We start from the raw sequence: 20,543 nt of genomic DNA, 5'->3' as shown, positions 1-20,543 counted from the left end.
AGGGTGTCATCCCAGTGCTCCTATAATGTCATCCCAGTGCGTGACACTGGGATGACACCCTACTTAACCGTCATACCGCGATTCATTCGCGGTATCTCTTAGCCGCTAACAAGTAGCGGGATGACGAGCTTATCGTCATGCCACTGCGAACCGTCATACCGCCGCGAACCGTCATACCGCGATTCATTCGCGGTATCTCTAGATCCCGCTAACAAGCAGTGGGATGACGAGCTTATCGTCACGCCGCCACGAACCGTCATACCGCCGCGGCGCTAACAAGAGATCCCGCTAACAAGCAGCGGGATGACGGTTGTCGTTTAGCCATAAACATTAAAAAATTTACCAAATGAAAAAAAAGGCAAAAGAAACCCTAGTCATTGTCTATTTTCAGTATTGGCGTTTTTAAGTCTTAAACACTGCAATTTAGCTGCTTTTGAATGCAACTAACCTACGCTGCAAATGTTTAAGAAATTTACTAAGCAGAAAAAAAGGCAAAAGAAACCCCGTGTTAGCTAGTTGTCACTCTCTAATCCTGCAAATTGGCGTACTATACTGTCTTAAACGACTTATAAGCGCGTTTCAGCTTATATAGGTAAAAACCCAGAAATGTTGTGAAGACATAAGGTGCACATAGTGCAAAAAATTAAAAATAAGACGCCAACTACGTTGTTTTCTTGCTGTTTAATCTGCACAGATGAAGATAACTGAATACCTTCAATACCATGATAAGGGCGCTGGCGAAGGGTGTCAAGCAAGTTTTTCGTTTCTATATGCGCTACCTTAAGACTTCAACGTCTTAACGCACCTAACTCCATCTGCATATAAATTTGCATGGCTCTTTCCAGTATTAAGCAATGCAAATCCAATGTTGTCTACACTAGAGCGCAGTTCCCCTATTTCCTCATTGTTTTCATTTGTCACTTTAGTGCCAATATCTGGAAGTGCGTTATCCCCCTCAACAAGGTAAAGTTTTCTTCTGAATATTTCTTGTCTGCTCATTCGATTTACAACTTCCTGACCTATATAACACCCCTTATTAAAGCTTATACCGTTTACTTTATCGATTAAAAATTGCAGCGGAAACGATGAATTCTGCACCATATCTTTCGCTCCATCTGGAACGAGATTTTGAATTCTGACTTTTTCATACTGAGTAAAATCCCCAACCGGCTCTTTTATTTCATCTTTATGTATGATCCTCATTCCTAGCAGCTTGTGCCTTGGATCTTGAAAAATAACTTGTGACTTACCACTACACTCCGCCAACTTAGTATTAAACAAAACTCCAACCTTATATAGTGCGCTAACGTCTTTAATCTTCACTCTCAAGTAAGTTTTAAGCAAATCCAGTTTCTCGATTATTTGCTGCAAGTGCATGTTTTCGCACTCTAAGAGGGTGTATTTACCATATTCAATAAGAAAAAAATCATATAGATATTTTCCCTGAGGGCTAAGCAATAAAGAGTAAATGGCTTTTTGGCTATCCAACTTATTAATATCATTGGTTATAATACCCTGCAGAAAATCTCTAGTGTCAGGCCCATATAGCACTATCACACCACGACTTAAAAATGGTATATAACTCATGAAATCTCTATAAATAAATCTAAATTTTATTATATAACATTAGGCTCTTTTAGAAACTGCTTTTGGCGTGCATATTTTACAAGCTCCAGCCCTTGAAATCTAACTTACGAGTATATATATATAAACTTATAAGTTAATTTGTTGATGAGGAAAAACAAATGTCAAGTATAAGTTTAAATGTATTAGATGATAGCGTGCTGATCAAGCCTATTAGCGAAGAAAAGCAAGGTGGAATTGTGCTTCCATCAAGTGCTGAAAAGAAACCTACTAAAGGTGAAGTTATAGCAATTGGTGAAGGTTCACGCAATTCAAGTGGCGAACGCGTAACTTTAACTGTGAAAGCTGGTGATAAAGTGTTCTATCGCCAATGGGCTGGTACAGAAATAGAACATAATAATGAGAAGCTTATCGTGATGAAAGAGTCCGATATACTTGCTGTCATTAAGTAGCGGTCTTTATTTTACTAAACTGAAACAAAGCGCAACATAGCGCATTGTAAATGATTTTATTATAGTTTTCTAAATTTTTTATTAACAAGAGGTGATAAAAATGACTAATGTAGTAGTATCAGGTGAGCAGTTGCAAGAAGCCTTTCGTGAAGTTGCAGCAATAGTGGATTCAACGGTAGCAATAACTGCAGGACCTAGAGGAAAAACAGTAGGGATTAATAAGCCCTATGGAGCACCAGAAATTACAAAAGATGGTTATAAGGTGATGAAGGGTATCAAGCCTGAAAAACCATTAAACGCTGCGATAGCAAGCATCTTTGCACAAAGTTGTTCTCAATGTAACGACAAAGTTGGTGATGGTACAACAACGTGCTCAATACTAACTAGCAACATGATAATGGAAGCTTCAAAATCAATTGCTGCTGGAAACGATCGTGTTGGTATTAAAAACGGAATACAGAAGGCAAAAGATGTAATATTAAAGGAAATTGCGTCAATGTCTCGTACAATTTCTCTAGAGAAAATAGACGAAGTGGCACAAGTTGCAATAATCTCTGCAAATGGTGATAAGGATATAGGTAACAGTATCGCTGATTCCGTGAAAAAAGTTGGAAAAGAGGGTGTAATAACTGTTGAAGAGAGTAAAGGTTCAAAAGAGTTAGAAGTTGAGCTGACTACTGGCATGCAATTTGATCGCGGTTATCTCTCTCCGTATTTTATTACAAATAATGAAAAAATGATCGTGGAGCTTGATAATCCTTATCTATTAATTACAGAGAAAAAATTAAATATTATTCAACCTTTACTTCCTATTCTTGAAGCTATTGTTAAATCTGGTAAACCTTTGGTTATTATTGCAGAGGATATCGAAGGTGAAGCATTAAGCACTTTAGTTATCAATAAATTGCGTGGTGGTTTAAAAGTTGCTGCAGTAAAAGCTCCAGGTTTTGGTGACAGAAGAAAGGAGATGCTCGAAGACATAGCAACTTTAACTGGTGCTAAGTACGTCATAAAAGATGAACTTGGAATCAAGATGGAAGATCTCACGCTTGATGATCTTGGTACGGCTAAAAATGTTAAAATTACTAAAGATAATACCACAGTTGTCAGCGAAAATAGCGATTCTGACAGTGTGAAAGCTAGAATCGAGCAGATTAAATCTCAAATTGAAACTTCAACTTCTGATTATGATAAAGAAAAGCTAAGAGAACGTTTAGCGAAATTATCAGGTGGCGTTGCTGTGCTCAAAGTTGGTGGAGCAACTGAAGTGGAAGTTAAAGAACGTAGAGATAGAGTCGAAGATGCGCTGCATGCAACAAGAGCTGCAATTGAAGAAGGTATAGTTCCAGGTGGTGGGGTTGCGCTTCTTTATGCTTCATCTGTTCTCGACAAATTAAAAGGTGCAAGTGACGAGGAACAAATAGGCATAAACATTATCAAGAAAGTTCTCAGTGCTCCAATTAGAAGGTTAGTCAAAAATGCTGGTCTTGAATCTGCTGTTATAATTGACTATTTGATTAAGCAGAATGATAAAGAGCTTATATACAACGTTGAGGCTATGAATTATGCTAATGCGTTTACAGCTGGTGTGATTGATCCAGCAAAAGTGGTGCGTATTGCTTTTGAAACAGCGGTATCTGTTGCGAGTGTGCTGATAACTACTGAATCTATGATAGTTGATGTACCAAGCAAAGAAAATGCTTCATCTCCTATGGGTGCAGGAGAAATGAGTGGCATGGGTGGATTCTAAGTAGAATGAAACCGTGGAGCAATTGCTCCACGGTAGTTCCAAAAAATCTCACATTTTACTATTCGTTAAAGGTAATACGTTTGGTGCAGAAATGCACTACTGTTTGCATCCGTTTCACTCCTTTATATTGTGGTTGTCTAATAACAAAAAGGCAGCATAAGAAAACTATAACCCCTAGTATATTTATACTATAGCTGACCCAAGCAACACGTCATACCGCGATTCATTCCACAACTGTACGAACATTACAATATGGCACATAGTAAACGATGTCATGAAAGTAGCTGACACTGGAATGACACCCTTTTGGATGGAAACCAGTGTCACGCACTGGCATGACACCCATTTGTTCCTATAGTTGTCTTTTCTCGTCTACCTTATTTTGCCACTCTGCTGAACAGATACAATTTACAACCACCCCCCTACCCTTTTTAGTTGTTCAGCAAATATAGAGAGGTTAAAGGGAGTGGTATTACTTAAACAACTAAATAAAAAACCAGGTAGATCATTCTGAAATTCTTGCATTTTTGTCCATAATTTTGTTAAATAACTTCCCTTTTGGTCATATCGAACCAAATTTCTTTTTCACACCACCTTTTAAGCCACTTTCGTTAGTTTTTGTCATAATGCGATCAAACACTCCCAATAACCTCTTTAATAGGTTTGGAGTTAGCGAAGAGATAAGATCAACAGATACGTTATTGTTTTTGTCATCACCACTTGCTTTATAGTCTATTGAAACGATTCCCCTACTTTTCCCACCAGTAAAAAGTTTTCCAATTATAGGAATTTTTAACAAAGATTTATTAATTGAATATGCTGGTATTACTTGTCCTGCAACCTGGAATTTATAATTTCTAATATCGAGCTTACCACCAGTGCTAATACCTAACTCCGCCCCTTCAAGCCAAGATTCTTCAATTTCAATAGTGCCATCTTTGTATGAAAAAGGTGCATTACATTTGTAAAAGTATACACCTTCATTTTTTATGGCATTTACAATGCCAGGCAATGAAGACATCGACAATAAAGTAGTAAGTAGTGGAGCATCTTTGATGTAGAAATTGCTAATGGATAACGTACCATAATGTTCTCCACTTTCTCTCTGAGGAGAGAGATAAAAAGACAATTTGCCGTTTTTAATTGATTTACTAATGCCTAAGGAACGCAAAAGCATACCTGAATTATCCGCATATATTTCGAGCCCTATTCCACTGTATTCTGCTAGTATGTTGCTGCTATTTTCCAGAAACTGCCCTGTAAATTGACTTCCATTGCAATTACCTTTAGTACAGGTTACATTCAGCTTAGCATTTTTGATAACGATGCCTTCTTTCATAATTACATTGTCAACATTCATACTAATCTCTATATCTTTATTTAATCCATTACTGTTTTTGCCAAGCAAGCCTAAAATATCACTTAAGTTAATTTCCTCACCATAAATAGTTATGGCATTTTTCTCCTTACCTGATTCAATTTCTATACTAAAATCATTATCAGGCAATTTAAAGCTACTAGAATTTAAATATAAATTTCCATTTTCTACTCTTCCGCTGAATTTTATATCTAGGTCATTTCCTACAATGTCTAATTTATCTACTAACAATTCACCTGCTCCTTTTAACCTTGTAGAAAACAAAATTTTATTGTGATCTTCAAAGCGATTTTTCCACCCTAAGTAGCTTGAATGTGATTCAAATTCTGATAAATCTATATCACCATTAACATACCCCGTCTTATCTTGATTTATCACTGACTCTAAATTTGCACTGACATAGCCACTATCAAAATTAAATATTTGAGCGGGTAAATCTCCGGTCAAATTCCAGGCGAAACTTTCATTCCTATTGCTACTTTTCAGGTCAAATAATAGCTGTGTGTTATTCACCATACCACTACCATTTAAATCTATAAAGTCACTGCCAAAACTAAGCTTAATATCATATTTACCAAGACTTGCATTATAGACGGCCAAATTGTCAATTTCAGAATGAAAATTTGCTGAGAAGTCTACTTTTTTGTCATCAGCATTTAGATTAAAAATGCGAAAATTAAATACGGATTTTGCCATTCCACTTACTTTATCCCTTTCAACCTTCACCACATCATCCAGCTTAAATCTTATAGGCTCATATAAACCATAAGCATCACTTACAGCTTTGCCATTAATGGTTAGAACTGAATCTTCCTTATTTAGAGATTTCATTTCAATATCACCACCATTAACAGTGAAATTCTGAAACTTAGCGCTATTTACAGTAATTTCAAGATCGTTATTCTTGATGATCAAATCACCCTTTAATTCCTTTACTTGCTCAAAATCTTCATCAAATTTTACGCTACCGTTTTCTATATCAGCAACAATTACAATGTCTGACAGATCGTCATCAACCAAATTGTTAATTTTGCCATTGAAACTTACAATGGTATTTAAAACATCCCCATCAATATTATCACAATACCAGCTTTTAAATTTACTATTTACTACACTATCTGGTATATAAGTACATAAATCCTTTGCAGCAAACTTACTAATATTAATTCTAAGCAAAGCATGACTTGTACCAAAGTTCATTTTGCCTATTAAAGAGAGATACGTGTCATTTAACTTAAAATGGAAGTTTTTTACACTAATAATTCCATTACTATATGTTAAATTTATATTTACATTAGTTAAGGCCAAATTTTTGTTCAAATAATTTTCTGTATTTAATACGTATATATTTCCATCTACAATTTCATCCTTTTTATTAATTTTCACTGAGAAGCTTCCTTTGAATCCTATATTTTTGTCCAAATTGTAGCTTTTAACTAATGTAGAAAACTTGCTCAATAGTCCCAATTTTAGATCATAAAATGTCCCGTACACATTTAGCAAATTGTTGCGATTTTTTATCGTAATTGATAAATCATCCAAAAATCCCTTTCCATCTTTTGTATTCACATGAATATCTAAAACATTAAAATCTTCCCCCTTCCCTATATATAATTTATCAATAAAAAATTCATCTTCTGTGCTTTTATCAATAGCGATGTTAGTAAATTCAATTTTTGAATCCGCATTTAAGTCAAAAAAAAATTCCCTTATTGTTTTTAATAGATTTTTTGCACTACTTTCTGTCATCTTGAAATTCTTCCCTGTCATCCCAGCACTCGTCCTTGTCATCCAAGTAGCTTGACTACTTGTTTCTTTTTTTCTAGATTCCAGCGTCACGCGCTGGAATGACACCGAAGGAAGGCGGTTACTACTTAAATAATGATTATCCAAAAGGTCTAATGAGTTTTGCGGATTAACATTAGTTTCTTCTCTCTTGATACATACATGCACATTATCAGCTGAAACCTGAGAGAGATTTGTGCTAGCTTTAAATAAGGAACTTAACTTAAAATGTACAAAAAGCTCAGGAACTTTTATAGTAAAATTAGGGTTTGCTATTGCCAAATCCGTAATGACTAAATACGGATCTTTGCCATCTTTCTGCCAAACAACTGAGGTATTCTCCATATTAACGCTTGAGCCAACAAATATTTTTGATATTTTATGTTTAACATAAAAATCAATATAATTAATATTGATTTCTAAAGGCTTAAAAAAAATAAAGAAGCACAATATGAATAATAAAGCTACGGAAAATAATATAGTAATTTTTTTAAGCATCGATTATTGCTTTTCTTGCTAAACTATCAGCCTCCTCATTATACTTATCGCCACTGTGTGCTTTAACCCACTTCCAATCAATTTCGTGTTGTGAAGCAACGTTGTCTAGCTCTTTCCACAATTCCATATTTTTTACTGATTTTTTATTACTTGTTTTCCAGCCATTCATTTTCCACTTATTTATCCATTCTGTTATGCCATGCTTAACATAAAGACTATCCGTATATAAATTAATATTACAAGAAAATTTCAATACTTTCAGCCCATTGATCACCGCTGTTAACTCCATTTTATTGTTTGTGGTATTTTCTTCTCTACCATAAATGTCTTTTCTGTAATCTTGAAATAATATGATAGCTGCCCATCCTCCCGCTCCAGGATTACCAGAACACGCCCCATCCGTATATATTATCACTTCTTTTTTACTCATCTTTGTTTATATCGGTTAACAAAGTATATAGTTGCTTTTATGAAAGCACAATTTCTAAAGGTAGTTTAAGCTGCACCTTTAAATTTTATTATAGAAACAAAAAAAAGTGTGACAACGAGCATTACCAAAAGGAAAAGTAAAAAATAGTTTTTATGCTTCTGCCGTTCTTTCATAACTAAAATAAATCAATAGAACAAAAAATAATACTGGCGAATAGGGAAAATAGATAAGAAATTGAATAAGAAAACATTTTTTTCTGTGAGCTGTGATTCTTGAACTTCATAACAGATACAGCGTACCAAATAAAAACGCAACCTTCAAAGGTTGCCATGCTTAGATAAAGTAAAGCCTTTTTCAAAAATAGAGCCGGAAGCAAGCTAGTTAGCACCAGCAAAACACTATAAATTAATATATATTTTCTTGTTTTTTCCGGACCATAAACAATATTGAACATTGGAATCGATGCCTTTGCATAGTCTTCAGACTTATTTAAAGATAGGGCCCAAAAGTGTGGTGGAGTCCACATAAAAATTACTAAAAATAAAATGAAACTTTCCCAACTGACAGAATTAGTCACAGCTGCCCAGCCAATCATTGGAGGGAAAGCACCTGCTGCACCACCGATAACGATATTCTGCGGAGTGCGTCTTTTGAGCCAGATCGTATATACAAAAACGTAAAACAATATGCTGATTGCAAGTAAAGCAGCAGAAATATAGTTTACTGCTATTGCCATGATAAATACTGACAATATTCCAAGAGTTATACCAAATTCAAGCGCGCTTTCTGCAGAAACTCTACCTGAAGGTATAGGGCGGTTTTTTGTCCTTTCCATGAGCAGATCTATGTCTTTGTCATACCACATATTTATAGCACCTGCAGATCCTGAGCCAAGAGCAACACATATAAGAGATATTAGTGCTAGAAAAGGGTGCATACTACCTGGTGCAGTAACCATACCAGCAACTGCAGTAAATACCACAAGATACATTATCCTTGGCTTCAGCAAACGCCAAAAATCCAGTATTGTTGATTCAACATTTAGCAAAACACTTGTGTACATTCTATTTTACCACTGGTGGCTTTTCGAAAGTATGAAAAGGCGGTGGTGAAGATACCGTCCATTCCAAGGTGTCACCTTCCCAAGGATTATCTCCAGCTTTCTTGCCCCATTTAAAGAGATGTATAACTATAAACACAAAAAACATAACTGAAACAAAGGACATATACGAACCAATTGAGGATATATAATTCCAAGGGATAAACGCATCAGGATAATCAGGTATACGCCTTGGCATACCAGCTAATCCTAAGAAATGTTGAGGTAAAAAAGTGATATTGGTGCTAATAAAAGTAAGCCAAAAGTGGATTTGACCTAAGCGCTCATTATATTGTTTACCCGACATTTTACCAATCCAATAATAAAAGCCAGCAAAAGCTCCAAATAATGCAGCAAGTGACATGACATAATGGAAGTGAGCAACAACATAATAGGTGTCGTGCAGGAGCTTATCTATTCCACCATGAGAAAGAATTATTCCCGTTATGCCACCGCCAACAAACATAAAAATAAAACCTAGTGCAAATAGCATAGGGGTCTTAAACTCAATTGCTCCGCCCCACATAGTTGCAATCCAACTAAAGACTTTTACACCAGTTATAACACCGATAAAAATTGTGGTAGTGCTAAAAAATGCAGCAGCGTCAGCACTAAGCCCAACAGTGAACATATGATGAGCCCAAACCATAAAGCCAAATACTGCTATACCTATCATTGCATAAACCATCCCTATGTAACCAAATACAGGTCTGTGAGAAAAAGTTGATACAACCTGACTTATGATGCCAAATGCAGGAAAAATAATTACGTAAACTTCTGGATGACCAAAAAACCAAAATAAATGTTGAAATAACACAGGGTCACCACCACCTGCAGGATCAAAAAAGGAAGTACCAATATTGCGATCAGTAAGAAGCATAGTTATAGCACCGGCAAGCACCGGTAAGGCAACAATCAACATAAATGCTGTTAGCAAGACAGACCAAACAAATAGTGGCATCTTAGTCAACGACATGCCTTTCGCACGCATGTTAAATATAGTAACTATAAAGTTGATCGCCCCAACAATTGACGACATACCAGCAACATGAAGTGCAAGTATAGCAATGTCAACTCCTGCACTTGGATGGGACATTACCTGTGATAAAGGTGGATATAAAGTCCAACCTGTACCTGGACCTTCACCAATAAACACTGAGAGAATGAGCAAAATAAAAGATGACACTAATAACCAAAAACTTAAATTATTCATACGAGGAAATGCCATATCTGGTGCGCCAATCATGAGAGGTACAAACCAGTTACCAAATCCTCCCATGAGGGCTGGCATTATCATGAAAAACACCATTATCAACGCATGCCCTGTAACCATTACGTTATATAATTGATAGTTATTGTTAAGTATATTAATGTGCATTAGCTGAGTGCGAATAATCACCGATAATAATCCACCAATAATTCCAGCTAATATGGAAAAAATAATGTACAGTGTCCCTATATCTTTATGATTGGTGGAAAACAACCAACGCTTTATGCCCTTTGGTACGTCACTCATATCTATACTCCAAATTTAACTCACTAATTTTCTATTTTCAATCCACTTATTAAAATCTTCTTTGCTTACTGCTTCAACAACAATTGGCATAAATCCATGGCCTTGACCACACAATTCGTAGCACTGCCCATAATAAACACCAGGCTTTTTGATATTAAACCACGCCTCATTCAGCCTACCTGGTATCGCATCAATTTTTACACCAAAAGCCGGTACTCCCCAACTGTGTATCACATCTCCTGCTGTAACTTGTAAACGAACGTTAGTATTAACGGGTAAAATGATGTTGTTATCAACAGAGAATAGCTTTAAATCTCCTTCGATAAAGTCTTCTTTTCCCTTAATATAACTATCAAATGACACACCTTGATATTCTGGATATTGGTAGCTCCAATACCATTGATGGCCAATAACTTTTAGTGTTATGTCAGCTTTCGGTATTTCTTCCTGTAGCTTCAGTAATTTAGCGTTTTCAAAGGCTAATATTCCAACAATGATAGTTGGTATAACAAACCAAATAATTTCTAAAGGAACACTATGGGTAGTTTTACTTATGTTTGTTACTTTGCTTTTACGAAAGCGAAACGCTATATAAGCAAGCAGCGCCCACACAAAAAGCATTATTGTAACCATCACAAGCATCACAAACGAATGTGACCTAACTACAGCCTCCATTACTTCAGTCGCAGGAGCAGGAAATCCAAATTGCCAGGAAGTAGGAGCAGAGGCAACAGATATATTTGAGTAAAATATTATCAATAGTGCAAATAACTTCACCATATCTTTTGTTTGTTTGCTATAAAACTAAGTGATATACTGTATAATAGTATATATAAACTTACTATGCAAATAGAGATTAGTGATGGTTAATAATTTTTTAGCATTCAACAAGTATAATAGTACAATACTAATTTGAGGAAAAAAGCATTTACATAAATCTATTGTAAGTAAAAATATTATAATATCTTAAATTAAGTATTTACTTTAAGTAAATTCTATAATAAGTTTAATAGTGTCTGTTACTGCTAATAACCCTCTAGCCTCACACCTAAAAGCAGTAACAGACACTATTAAACTTTATGATAAGTTTATGATTTGCAAGATCAAAATCTTGCAAGTGTCTTTATTTCATTATACATTGCAGTTTGTTAATTAACTTTTAATGCCTATGGTAGCATTTACTGAACCAAAGGTTTGCGTATTATAGAAAATAATTACAAAAAAAACACACTATTTATATACCATACAAACTTTTTTCATTCTGCATAGCTGAGTTACTAGATTCTGTAAACGAAATCTTTAGAGAAGCCAAATGGGCAAAGTTTCATGAAGGTCTTTGGCATCTCTTAGCATAGATCCCTTACTTAACCGTCATACCGCGATTCATTCGCAGTATCTCAAAGCATAGATCCCGCTAACAAGTAGCGGGATGACGATTGTCGTTTAGCCATAAACATTAAGAAATTTACCAAATAAAAAAAAGGCAAAAGAAGCCCCGTGGTGGTTGGCTATTTACTATGTACTAAAATATCGGCGTTTTTTTTGACCTTACCCAGAAAAAGTGGAGAGAAAGTTTGGAATGTTTTTCACAAAGAGAATGATGAATCAAAATGCTCAGGAATGCAATAGTTAATAGTGACGTTGTTTGTTATAAAAAATTTCTATGTATTCAAATATTGCAGTTCTAGTTTGTTGAGCAGAGTGTTGTGAAGTATCAATAAGTATTTCTCTTTTCAATGAGCTAAAGAAGCTTTCCACAACAGAATTGTCGTAACAACAACCTTTATGACTCATCTATGTTTTTTATGGATAAGAGATATTGATAACCTTGCGAAGTATATTGTGAACCTTGATCACTATGTAATAGTAGATTTTTGGCAGGTTTACGCTTGTTAACGGCCATTAATAAAGAGTCCATAACCAATTGTTTATTTATTGAACTGCTCATTAACTACCATGCGTGAATATAGATCGATTATTGTTGCCAAATATAGCCATCCTTCTTTGGTTTTTATATAAGTAATCCCATACTTTATTTGGTTGATCGACAATAAAGTTTTGGTCTAATATATTGGGAGCTACTGTCCGTTTGTTGTTTCTTAATTTTAAATTTTCTTCTCAATATAGCCTGAATACCATTTTTCTGCATAATACTTTGCACTGTTTTTAAGTTGCAACTTTTACCCAAAGCCTTCAATTCAGCATGAATTTTAGGAGCTCCATATCTACATTTAGAAACTTGATATATTTTTTGAATAGCTGCGAGTAGCTCTTTATTTGCTGATTCTCTACTGCTTATTTTTCTTGTGGTCCACTTATAGTAGCCACTAGCAGAAAATCCTACATAATTCCTGTACTTTATAGCAGTTACTATATAAAAAAATATTTTACTCTTTTTGACTGGCCAGGGCTTTTTTTTAAATGTCTCTTTCCCTTGTTACTCTTGCTAACTCTCTTTGTAAATCAAACCTCTCTTTGTCGTAAGGAGCCATGTTACCTCTACCTGGAAATGCATCTGCTGCCGACTTTTTTTCGTTGTGTTTCTTTATCCATTTTCCTAATAAACCACCCTTTATTCCTAAATCCTTTGCTATTTTTGTAATTGTTTGACCTGTCTTTCTTTGTTCATTTGCCAGTTTAACAGCTTCCAATTTGAATTCTGCCGTATATTCTCTTGCCATTTCTAATCCTCCAAAATTTTATTTTACCCGAAAAAACTCCTTTCTTTCTCTCCACTTTTTCTGGGTAAGGTCAATTCGGAACTCTATTTCTTTTTTACGATCTTTACTTTTATTCTTATTGTTCATATAATATACCCTTCACTAATAATAAATTATTTTTAAATGTTTACTGTTATTTTCTTAGCAGTATTGGCATAAAGCCATAGCTTTTGGGTGAAGTCAAATCAAATTTTCAATTTTTTTTTGTTTATTTTTTTATGAAAAGGTAGAAGATATTAATAGCTGCTAATTTCTTTAAACGATGTTGTCGTAGATTCGTATTTTTATACACCAAAAAGGGTATCTTTGATGTCTCCTACAGCTCCAAACTCATAGCATCCATTTGCCGGCCTTTTAAGGCGCTTTATAGAAGGGTTAATAAAAGATGTACAAAGGACGTCTAAGGTGCGTAGTAGCATTCTAAAGCCATCTATGGGAGACATTTTTTTCATCAACGCATTCAAAACTTAAAAAAATAAAAAACTTGAACATTTCTTCAGAATTATGTATAATTATTAATGCTTTTTAAGGTTCTTTCTTATGACTTTTTCTAAGTTTCTTGATCCCAAAAATGATGTATCGTTTAAGCGTATCTTCGGTACTGAAAAAAATAGAGATATCCTTATTCACTTCCTCAATGATATTCTTGGCTTTACTGGTAAAAATGAAATAAAGGATATAGAGTTTTTAAGTACTATTCAAGACCCCGATATCGCCGCTAAAAAGCAAAGTATTGTTGATGTTCTCTGTAGAGATTCTACAGGTGCTCAATACATTTGCGAAATGCAGGTCGCTAAAACTAAAGGCTTTGAAAAACGTGCCCAATACTATGCTGCTAAAGCTTACTCAAGGCAAGCTGATAAAGGTGACCAGTATCATAACCTTAAGGAAATTATCTTCATTGCTATAGCAGATTGTGTACTGTTTCCTAATAAATCTGAGTACAAATCAAAGCATACTATTCGAGATGAAGACACTAATGAGCATGATCTAAAAGATTTCTATTTTATATTTATTGAGTTGCCAAAATTTCCAAAGAATAAGGAAGATCAGTTGGAAAATATAGTTGAAAAATGGGTTTATTTTTTTCGATATGCAGATGAGACTAGTGAAGAAGAGCTGGAAAAAATAATAGGTAGTGATGTAATAATTAAAAAGGCCTATGAAGAGCTAAATAGATTCAACTGGTCAGAAAAAGAATTTATTGCCTATGAACAGGAAATAAAACGTATTCTTGATGAACAGGCTGTCCTCGCTCAAAAACTTGATGATGCTACTGAAAAAGGTAGAGAAGAAGGTAAAGAAGAAGGCATCCAAATCGGACATGAAAAAGGCAGAAAAGCAGAGAAAATCGAAGTGGCAAAGAACTCACTTAAGGCCGGTGTCTCTATTGATGTTATCGCTCAAATTACCGGCCTTTCGATAGATGAAATTCAAAAATTAAGGAATTAATACTTTACCTTGACCTCTAGCTTGAGTTAAATGACATTGAACAGAAGTATTATTTAGGTAACTTTTAGGCTCCAAGCTTATTTGTTGTTCTTTTACGTCACTCACTTCTAATCTGCTTAACATTTGTTGCATTAATTGATTTATTACTGGGTCTATTCTTCTATTAAATTCAGCCATAAACTTATCAAACTTTTTCGGACTTAATCTACCGGGATCTCCGGGTTCTCTACCAGGCAATGCTTCCTCTGCGTATGATTTTAAAATCCCTGAAATTTCATTAAATTCACCACTCCTAATTTTTTCATTAATCTTCTCAAATAATTTCTCAAAATTAATATCTAAGCGGTGCATTTTTATACCACCTTTCGATTCAGCTTGCTTCTCTAATACTTCCTTGAACGACTTTATAATATCCGATGTGTAAAAAAGAGCCTTTACAGGATTAACATCAGAAAACTTAGGAAGAGGACACTTTTTATCTAGAAAAGCTTGTAACAAGAAAAACATCAAGCTAGCATTATTACTCGCACAAACTTCACGACTAAATTGGCTAGTATATTGGATATTTGGGTTTCTTACTGTATCAGAATGATTGGAGCTACTTCCTGCTGTACCAGAACGGCTAGAGCTATTTTCTGAAAATGAAGGCAACGCAGCCCTTAAAGGGGAAGAGATAAACTGAAAAACACCTTTAACAGCATCTATCCATGAAGACGGCTTACTTGCTCCGCTTGTAGCTCCTATTTTGTTATAGCCTATTTCGTCACTTTGCGATGAATTGTCTGATGCATTATCATAAGATAGATCACACTTAGCTTCTTTTGTAATACTATATTGTACATCACGCTTCTTGCGAGTAGATCCACAATCCTCAATTTTCCATTGACATGGACTATCTTTGCCCCTGGCCTCCAAGTAAATACTCTCCTTCTATCCCTATCATGGCTAAGATAATCACTAGCAGGATATAAATACTCATTAAAATAAGTGCTTTTTATATATATGTTGTTACCTTCAGGTTCAAATTTCCATTGACATGAACTATCTTTGCCCCCTGGCCTCCAAGTAAATACTCTCCTTCTATCCCTATCATGGCTAAGATAATCACTAGCAGGATATAAATACTCATTACTATAGTAAACACTTTTAATACATACCTCCGATGAAAATACTGCATTCTTTACTGACTCTGGTAATTCTCCTTTTATCCTTTCAAGCTCAGATTTTTTTTCCGAATGAACATTATGGTAATTACTCATCTCCATAATTCTTTTTACATAACGGGCTAACCTAAACTCCGCATTTTCCACACCTTTAACTTCAATACTAGCTCCAATATTGAGAAGATTTGTAACTTCACTAAGAGGTTGTCCGGAAACAAGTAAAAGGCTATAATATCTGAAATTTTAGTACGGGGTAAAGATGAGAAAAAAGTATCCAACAGATCTAAGCGAAAGGGAATGGGCAAGAATAGAAAAACACTTCAGAGTATCATACAAGAAAGGAGGAAGGCCGCCAAAGTATAGCAAAAGAGAAATATTAGAAGCAATTTTCTATGTATTGCGTACAGGGTGTCAATGGCGGTATTTACCAAATGATTTTCCGCTATGGAAGACTGTGTATGAGCAGTTCAGGCAATGGAAGAAGCAGGGAATTTTTGAGAAAATGAATTATGAAATTACAAAATATAGTAGAAGAAAAATAGGAAGGAATGAGCAGCCGAGTGCCTGTATAGTAGATAGTCAATCTGTAAAGACTACAGAAAAGGGGGGATCAAAGGCTATGATGGAAGTAAAAAAGTAAAGAGTAGAAAAAGGCATATAATTACAGACACTCAGGGTTTTATACTAGGTTGTTACGTAGGCGCTGCTAACGAAAATGATAGAGATGGTATTAAAATAGCATTAAACAATATGAGAACAAAATATACTAAAGTTAAAAAAATGTGGGCTGACATGGGATACCAAGGAAGAAATTTAAAGAATCACATAAAGGAAGAATATGACATAGATATTGAAATTGTTAAAAGGCCTCCATGTAGATTTTGGGTGCACAAAGATACGCCACCTGAGCTACTACCAACAAGAGAACAAGGGTTTAAAGTACAGCCAAGAAGATGGGTTGTAGAAAGGACTTTTGCTTGGGTTAATAGGAATAGAAGGCTATCGAAGGAGTATGATTTACTCACAACATCCACTGAGAATTTCATATACCTAGCTATGAGTAGGGTTATGTTAAAGAGGGAATATGCTTGAATTTACTAGTTTCCGGACAACCTCTAACATTCCCACTTTCTACAGCAGCAAATAAAAGTCTATCATACTCACTTTGCTTTGGTCCTAAAAAGTTTACTACTTCTGACTGACGAGAGGTATTTGCTACATCTAAAGGTTTTCCACCATCCTTATTTTTAGCTCCAATGTTAGCCCCCTTATCTATAAGAAATCTAATTATCTCTAAATGACCTCCTTCAGCAGCCCTATGCAAAGATGTGTAACCATCACTATCTCTAGCTTCAATATTAGCCCCTTTCTCAAGAAGTTCTCTAACGTCACTAAGGCGTCCTGCTCCTGCAGCACTAACTAATAAATCATCATTGTTTAAAGTCATTTGTCCCTCCACATTTATAAAAACTTACCTAACTTAACTAAGCAATCACACTATAACAAGCCACTCTTACCCTGAGCTTTTTTCTTTCCTCAAGCAACACAGAAAGGACCATCTTCCCTCAAACAAGAATTCTGGAATGCCCTCACATAACATAGCCCGCTCACAAAAGTAAAATTACCTTAGCCATCACACACTTACATACCATAAAAAATTAGTAATCTAATGTATTTCAGGAATAGTACTCCACTTTTAAAACTTGTCAACCCCTAATTTAAAATTTTTTTGAAATAATTTTTGATGAAAATTTTTAATGAATTACTATTAATTTAATATTAAATATTACTAAGAACCTAAATAATACAACCACTTTCAGCAATAAAAACCAGCTAGCATGAGAAGATTTTTTTGGAAATCGATTGGTCTTGCAAATGTGCTTAAAATCTTCGTTTCAAGCCCTGGATGTAAATTTATTTGCCTTTTTTTGACTATTTGGGGTTCCTTCTCTATCTCTTGGTGTTAAAAGTTCAAATGAATCTGCACTTGTACGTAAAGCCTTTGCATTTCTCCCATTTTTTCTATTATTTTCTTCACTTTCAGCCAATAAGTGGTTTTCTATTTCACCTTTTTATATCAATTTATTACTTTCTTTTTGATTTGACACACTTTTTTGAACATCTCTATTGTGGAACAAACTTTCTCTTGGTTCTCCAATTTAGACACATGAGCAAAGATTGTGAGCTTTCTCCTCTTACTTCAAAAACCAATATCTTCTTTAATATGATTACTTCTATGTACTTACTAAATTAGGCTACTTAAATTCCTTAGGCAGGTTATAAACGGATACCTTTGCTGAGCTTTCAAAGCTCTTTATAGAGGTAGGTGATTCTAATGTTCCAGGTACGTCATCATAATCAGATAGTTGCGTAGAAATTGAATTCGTCCTAATACCCTGAGATGTACCTTCTTGAAAATGAAGTAATTTATTTTCCAACTTATCTCTTGCTTCTCTAAAACTGTCCAATTTTTTTTGCAAGCTAACACTTTCTTCTTTATACTTTGAAAGTGTTAAATCGATAAAATGATTACACAACACTATTAGACCTGTAGCACTAGAAAATAACAACAAGAGAGGATGAATGGTAACACCTGGCATATCTCCACTTCTTGCATCATGAAAATTTTTATACATATTAAGACAAGAGCCAAAAGCTGCAGAGCATACAAAAGCAAGTTTTGTTCTGCACAGGAAATACTCGACTTGCGCTAATTTTTCATTGCAATGTGCTAATTCTTTACGCAAATCATTAATTTTATCACTATAATACCTAATAAACAATTGTTTTGTTTCTTCATTATTAACATATTTCCATGCTCTGTAAGATCTTCCATCTATGAGCTCAACGTTTACATGCTCTGATTTTAGAAGCGCACTAATTGCGTTACTACTTCTAGAACGCACAGCTTCATGTAGAGGTGTGTAATCGCTTTTAACATCTTTCCTTCTGTTAATATTTTCATAAGTTAAATACTTGAAAAGAGCCGAAATACATTCTGGGTCATTACCTTCAATAGCCAGAGTAATTGCATCTTTTCCGTCTTTATCCTTAGAATTAATAACTTTAGAAAGCGGCTTTTCATTTTCTTGCTTATCTTCAAAATACTTGCACTTATACACCTTATTCGAACGATATGGCTCCTTAAGAATACACAAAAGTTCTTTTACAAGATCAACCTGATTTTCTTTAATAACCACATGCAAAAGTGTGTTTTGATTTTCCTCATCTTGTAACAGTAAAACATCATACAAATAAGCATTTTCATGTAGATAACTAATCTCTTTATTGAAACGTGTTTTATCTATACCTTCTCTTCCTCCTTTACAGATACTGAAGAGTCGTAAACTACCTTCCAAAGCATTGTGATCAATTGCAGAGGCACGTTGCCTTCTGTATAAAATTGGCGCTCCTTCTACGCAAACACTTCCGAAGTAACGAGCAATAGGGGAATGGATACATGCACTTAAAAAATTAGTAAGAGGGTTACAAGTGTTCACACCATTCCTACCTTCAAGCAGTCTAACTACATCTAATTTATTATACGAATCAGCATAATATAAAGGATCCCGATCATAACAGTCCTTAGCATCAATTATAGCATCACATTCAAGAAGAAGTTTAGCTACATCTAAATGACCTTCCCTAGCAGCATAATGTAAAGGTGTTCTAGCTTTTTCATCCATGGCCTCAACTTTAGCACCTTGGCTTATAAGAAAGCTAACCATACCCTCTCTATTGTAGTAAGCAGCATAGTGTAGAGGAGCTATACCCAAACGGTCTTTAGCATTAATTATAGAATCATGGTCAAGAAGAAGTTTAGCTGCATCTAAATGACCTTTCCCAGCAGCATAATGTAAAGGTGTTTTAGCTTCTTTATCCACGGCCTCAATTTTGGCATCTTGTTTTATAAGAAAGCTAACCATATTTTTTCTATTGTGGTAAGCAGCATAGTGTAGAGGAGCCATACCAAAACAGTCTTCAGCATCAATCATAGTACCACGGCCAAGAAGAAGTTCAGCTACATCTGAATGACCTTCCCTAGCAGCATAATGTAAAGGTGTTTTTCTACTATCATCTTGAACGTTAACCTTAGCATTTCTACTGAGAAGAAGTTTAAGGACATACAAATTACCCTTACAAGAAGCTACACACAAAGGCGTTTGATTGTTTATACCTTTAGCCTCAATATTAGCACCTCCATCAAGAAAATCACTAACCTTTCTAATATCTTTTCTTTCTATAGCAGAAAATAAATATTTATCTAACTTTGCTCTCAAAAAGTTTGCTACTTCTGTGTTACCAAGCTCATTTACTATGCGTAAAGGTGTCTTAACATTATTATCCTTAGCTAAAATGCTGGCACCTTGATCAACAAGAAATCTAACCATATCGTATTGACCTGCACTAACAGCATAGTGTAGAGGTGTCCAATTTTGGTCACATCTAATGTCAATATCAGCACCAATACTAAGAAGAAGTTGAGCTACATTTACACTATTTTTACAGGCAGCCCAGGACAGCAAAGGCAACTTATCTAAAAGTTCACGATTAACATTATATTTATCAATATGTTGATCAATATATTCCTCCAACCGTTTAAAGTCGTCATTTTCTATAGCATGCGTAAAATCCGTTGTAAGGCTCGTTTGATCTTTCATAAACTATATAAAAAAAACTATTTTCCTACTCAGTACAATACTCCATTTTTAAAAC

General features: G+C 34.9%; 19 protein-coding genes and 1 pseudogene. 4 read left to right on the top strand and 16 right to left on the bottom strand.

Annotated elements, in window-relative coordinates:
• Positions 1-780: 780 nt before the first annotated feature.
• Positions 781-1,587: a YgfZ/GcvT domain-containing protein gene (locus AAGD76_RS00970; protein ID WP_015589111.1), complete on the bottom strand. Its 807-nt coding sequence runs from the start codon at positions 1,585-1,587 to the stop codon at positions 781-783.
• A gap of 167 nt (positions 1,588-1,754) precedes the next feature.
• Between AAGD76_RS00970 and AAGD76_RS00965 the strand changes: the two genes are divergently transcribed.
• Complete coding sequence (locus AAGD76_RS00965) at positions 1,755-2,036, top strand: co-chaperone GroES (RefSeq protein ID WP_173862895.1); 282 nt, start codon at positions 1,755-1,757, stop codon at positions 2,034-2,036.
• Positions 2,037-2,136: 100 nt separating this feature from the next.
• Positions 2,137-3,786, top strand: coding sequence for a chaperonin GroEL (groL, locus tag AAGD76_RS00960; protein WP_010962503.1), 1,650 nt, complete (start codon positions 2,137-2,139; stop codon positions 3,784-3,786).
• 223 nt (positions 3,787-4,009) lie between these two features.
• On the opposite strand, the gene AAGD76_RS00955 is transcribed toward groL, so the two are convergent.
• From AAGD76_RS00955 to AAGD76_RS00915, 10 genes are all read right to left on the bottom strand, one after another.
• Positions 4,010-4,132 carry a hypothetical protein gene (locus AAGD76_RS00955; RefSeq protein ID WP_255703183.1) on the bottom strand — a complete coding sequence of 41 codons (123 nt, stop codon included), beginning with the start codon at positions 4,130-4,132 and terminating at the stop codon, positions 4,010-4,012.
• A gap of 216 nt (positions 4,133-4,348) precedes the next feature.
• Positions 4,349-7,447 carry an AsmA-like C-terminal domain-containing protein gene (locus tag AAGD76_RS00950; RefSeq protein WP_341820220.1) on the bottom strand — a complete coding sequence of 1,033 codons (3,099 nt, stop codon included), beginning with the start codon at positions 7,445-7,447 and terminating at the stop codon, positions 4,349-4,351.
• Complete coding sequence (gene rnhA / locus AAGD76_RS00945) at positions 7,440-7,877, bottom strand: ribonuclease HI (RefSeq protein ID WP_010082655.1); 438 nt, start codon at positions 7,875-7,877, stop codon at positions 7,440-7,442. The genes AAGD76_RS00950 and rnhA overlap by 8 nt, the downstream gene beginning before the upstream one ends.
• A gap of 175 nt (positions 7,878-8,052) precedes the next feature.
• Complete coding sequence (locus AAGD76_RS00940; protein ID WP_264373930.1) at positions 8,053-8,940, bottom strand: heme o synthase; 888 nt, start codon at positions 8,938-8,940, stop codon at positions 8,053-8,055.
• A 1-nt stretch (position 8,941) separates the two neighbouring features.
• A complete protein-coding gene (ctaD, locus tag AAGD76_RS00935; RefSeq protein WP_341820218.1) occupies positions 8,942-10,492 on the bottom strand; it encodes a cytochrome c oxidase subunit I in 1,551 nt (516 codons plus the stop codon).
• A 15-nt stretch (positions 10,493-10,507) separates the two neighbouring features.
• Positions 10,508-11,272: a cytochrome c oxidase subunit II gene (gene coxB / locus AAGD76_RS00930; RefSeq protein WP_010962498.1), complete on the bottom strand. Its 765-nt coding sequence runs from the start codon at positions 11,270-11,272 to the stop codon at positions 10,508-10,510.
• 849 nt (positions 11,273-12,121) lie between these two features.
• Positions 12,122-12,286, bottom strand: a complete 165-nt coding sequence (locus tag AAGD76_RS00925; RefSeq protein ID WP_080717614.1) for an IS3 family transposase — start codon at positions 12,284-12,286, stop codon at positions 12,122-12,124.
• Positions 12,276-12,440 carry a DDE-type integrase/transposase/recombinase gene (locus AAGD76_RS00920; protein ID WP_156768661.1) on the bottom strand — a complete coding sequence of 55 codons (165 nt, stop codon included), beginning with the start codon at positions 12,438-12,440 and terminating at the stop codon, positions 12,276-12,278. Before AAGD76_RS00920 ends, AAGD76_RS00925 begins: the two co-directional genes overlap by 11 nt.
• 84 nt (positions 12,441-12,524) lie before the next feature.
• On the bottom strand, positions 12,525-12,740 hold the full coding sequence (locus AAGD76_RS06395; protein ID WP_353286574.1) for an IS3 family transposase: 216 nt from the start codon (positions 12,738-12,740) through the stop codon (positions 12,525-12,527).
• A 169-nt stretch (positions 12,741-12,909) separates the two neighbouring features.
• Positions 12,910-13,173 (bottom strand): transposase, encoded by a 264-nt coding sequence (locus AAGD76_RS00915; RefSeq protein ID WP_341820137.1) that lies wholly within the window; start codon positions 13,171-13,173, stop codon positions 12,910-12,912.
• A 579-nt stretch (positions 13,174-13,752) separates the two neighbouring features.
• Between AAGD76_RS00915 and AAGD76_RS00910 the strand changes: the two genes are divergently transcribed.
• Positions 13,753-14,664 (top strand): Rpn family recombination-promoting nuclease/putative transposase, encoded by a 912-nt coding sequence (locus AAGD76_RS00910; protein ID WP_015589128.1) that lies wholly within the window; start codon positions 13,753-13,755, stop codon positions 14,662-14,664.
• Here the strand turns inward: AAGD76_RS00910 and AAGD76_RS00905 are convergent.
• On the bottom strand, positions 14,653-15,492 hold the full coding sequence (locus tag AAGD76_RS00905) for a hypothetical protein (protein WP_265017885.1): 840 nt from the start codon (positions 15,490-15,492) through the stop codon (positions 14,653-14,655). The genes AAGD76_RS00910 and AAGD76_RS00905 overlap by 12 nt on opposite strands.
• Entirely contained in the window at positions 15,420-15,923 is a 504-nt protein-coding gene (locus tag AAGD76_RS00900) for a hypothetical protein (protein WP_341820216.1), read from the bottom strand. The genes AAGD76_RS00905 and AAGD76_RS00900 overlap by 73 nt, the downstream gene beginning before the upstream one ends.
• A gap of 163 nt (positions 15,924-16,086) precedes the next feature.
• Here AAGD76_RS00900 and AAGD76_RS00895 point away from each other — a divergent pair.
• Positions 16,087-16,919, top strand: a protein-coding gene (locus AAGD76_RS00895; RefSeq protein ID WP_341820157.1) for an IS5-like element ISWpi1 family transposase whose coding sequence is annotated in 2 segments (ribosomal slippage) — positions 16,087-16,456 and positions 16,456-16,919 — 834 coding nt in all. Because the reading frame shifts where the segments join, the coding sequence is not laid out codon by codon here.
• Here the strand turns inward: AAGD76_RS00895 and AAGD76_RS00890 are convergent.
• The 3 genes and pseudogenes from AAGD76_RS00890 to AAGD76_RS00880 form a co-directional block, all read right to left on the bottom strand.
• A complete protein-coding gene (locus AAGD76_RS00890; protein ID WP_341820214.1) occupies positions 16,894-17,274 on the bottom strand; it encodes an ankyrin repeat domain-containing protein in 381 nt (126 codons plus the stop codon). The two genes, AAGD76_RS00895 and AAGD76_RS00890, sit on opposite strands and share 26 nt — an antisense overlap.
• 405 nt (positions 17,275-17,679) lie before the next feature.
• A pseudogene (locus AAGD76_RS00885) lies at positions 17,680-17,899 on the bottom strand (transposase); the annotation flags it as partial.
• Positions 17,900-18,082: 183 nt separating this feature from the next.
• Positions 18,083-20,488, bottom strand: coding sequence for an ankyrin repeat domain-containing protein (locus AAGD76_RS00880; protein WP_341820213.1), 2,406 nt, complete (start codon positions 20,486-20,488; stop codon positions 18,083-18,085).
• Between the last annotated feature and the right edge of the window lie 55 nt (positions 20,489-20,543).

This window comes from Wolbachia endosymbiont (group A) of Cydia strobilella, from assembly GCF_964026745.1.
Lineage (GTDB): Bacteria > Pseudomonadota > Alphaproteobacteria > Rickettsiales > Anaplasmataceae > Wolbachia > Wolbachia pipientis.
The sequence above is the reverse complement of the archived record's forward strand: the minus strand, read 5'-3'. Positions and strand labels throughout refer to the sequence as shown.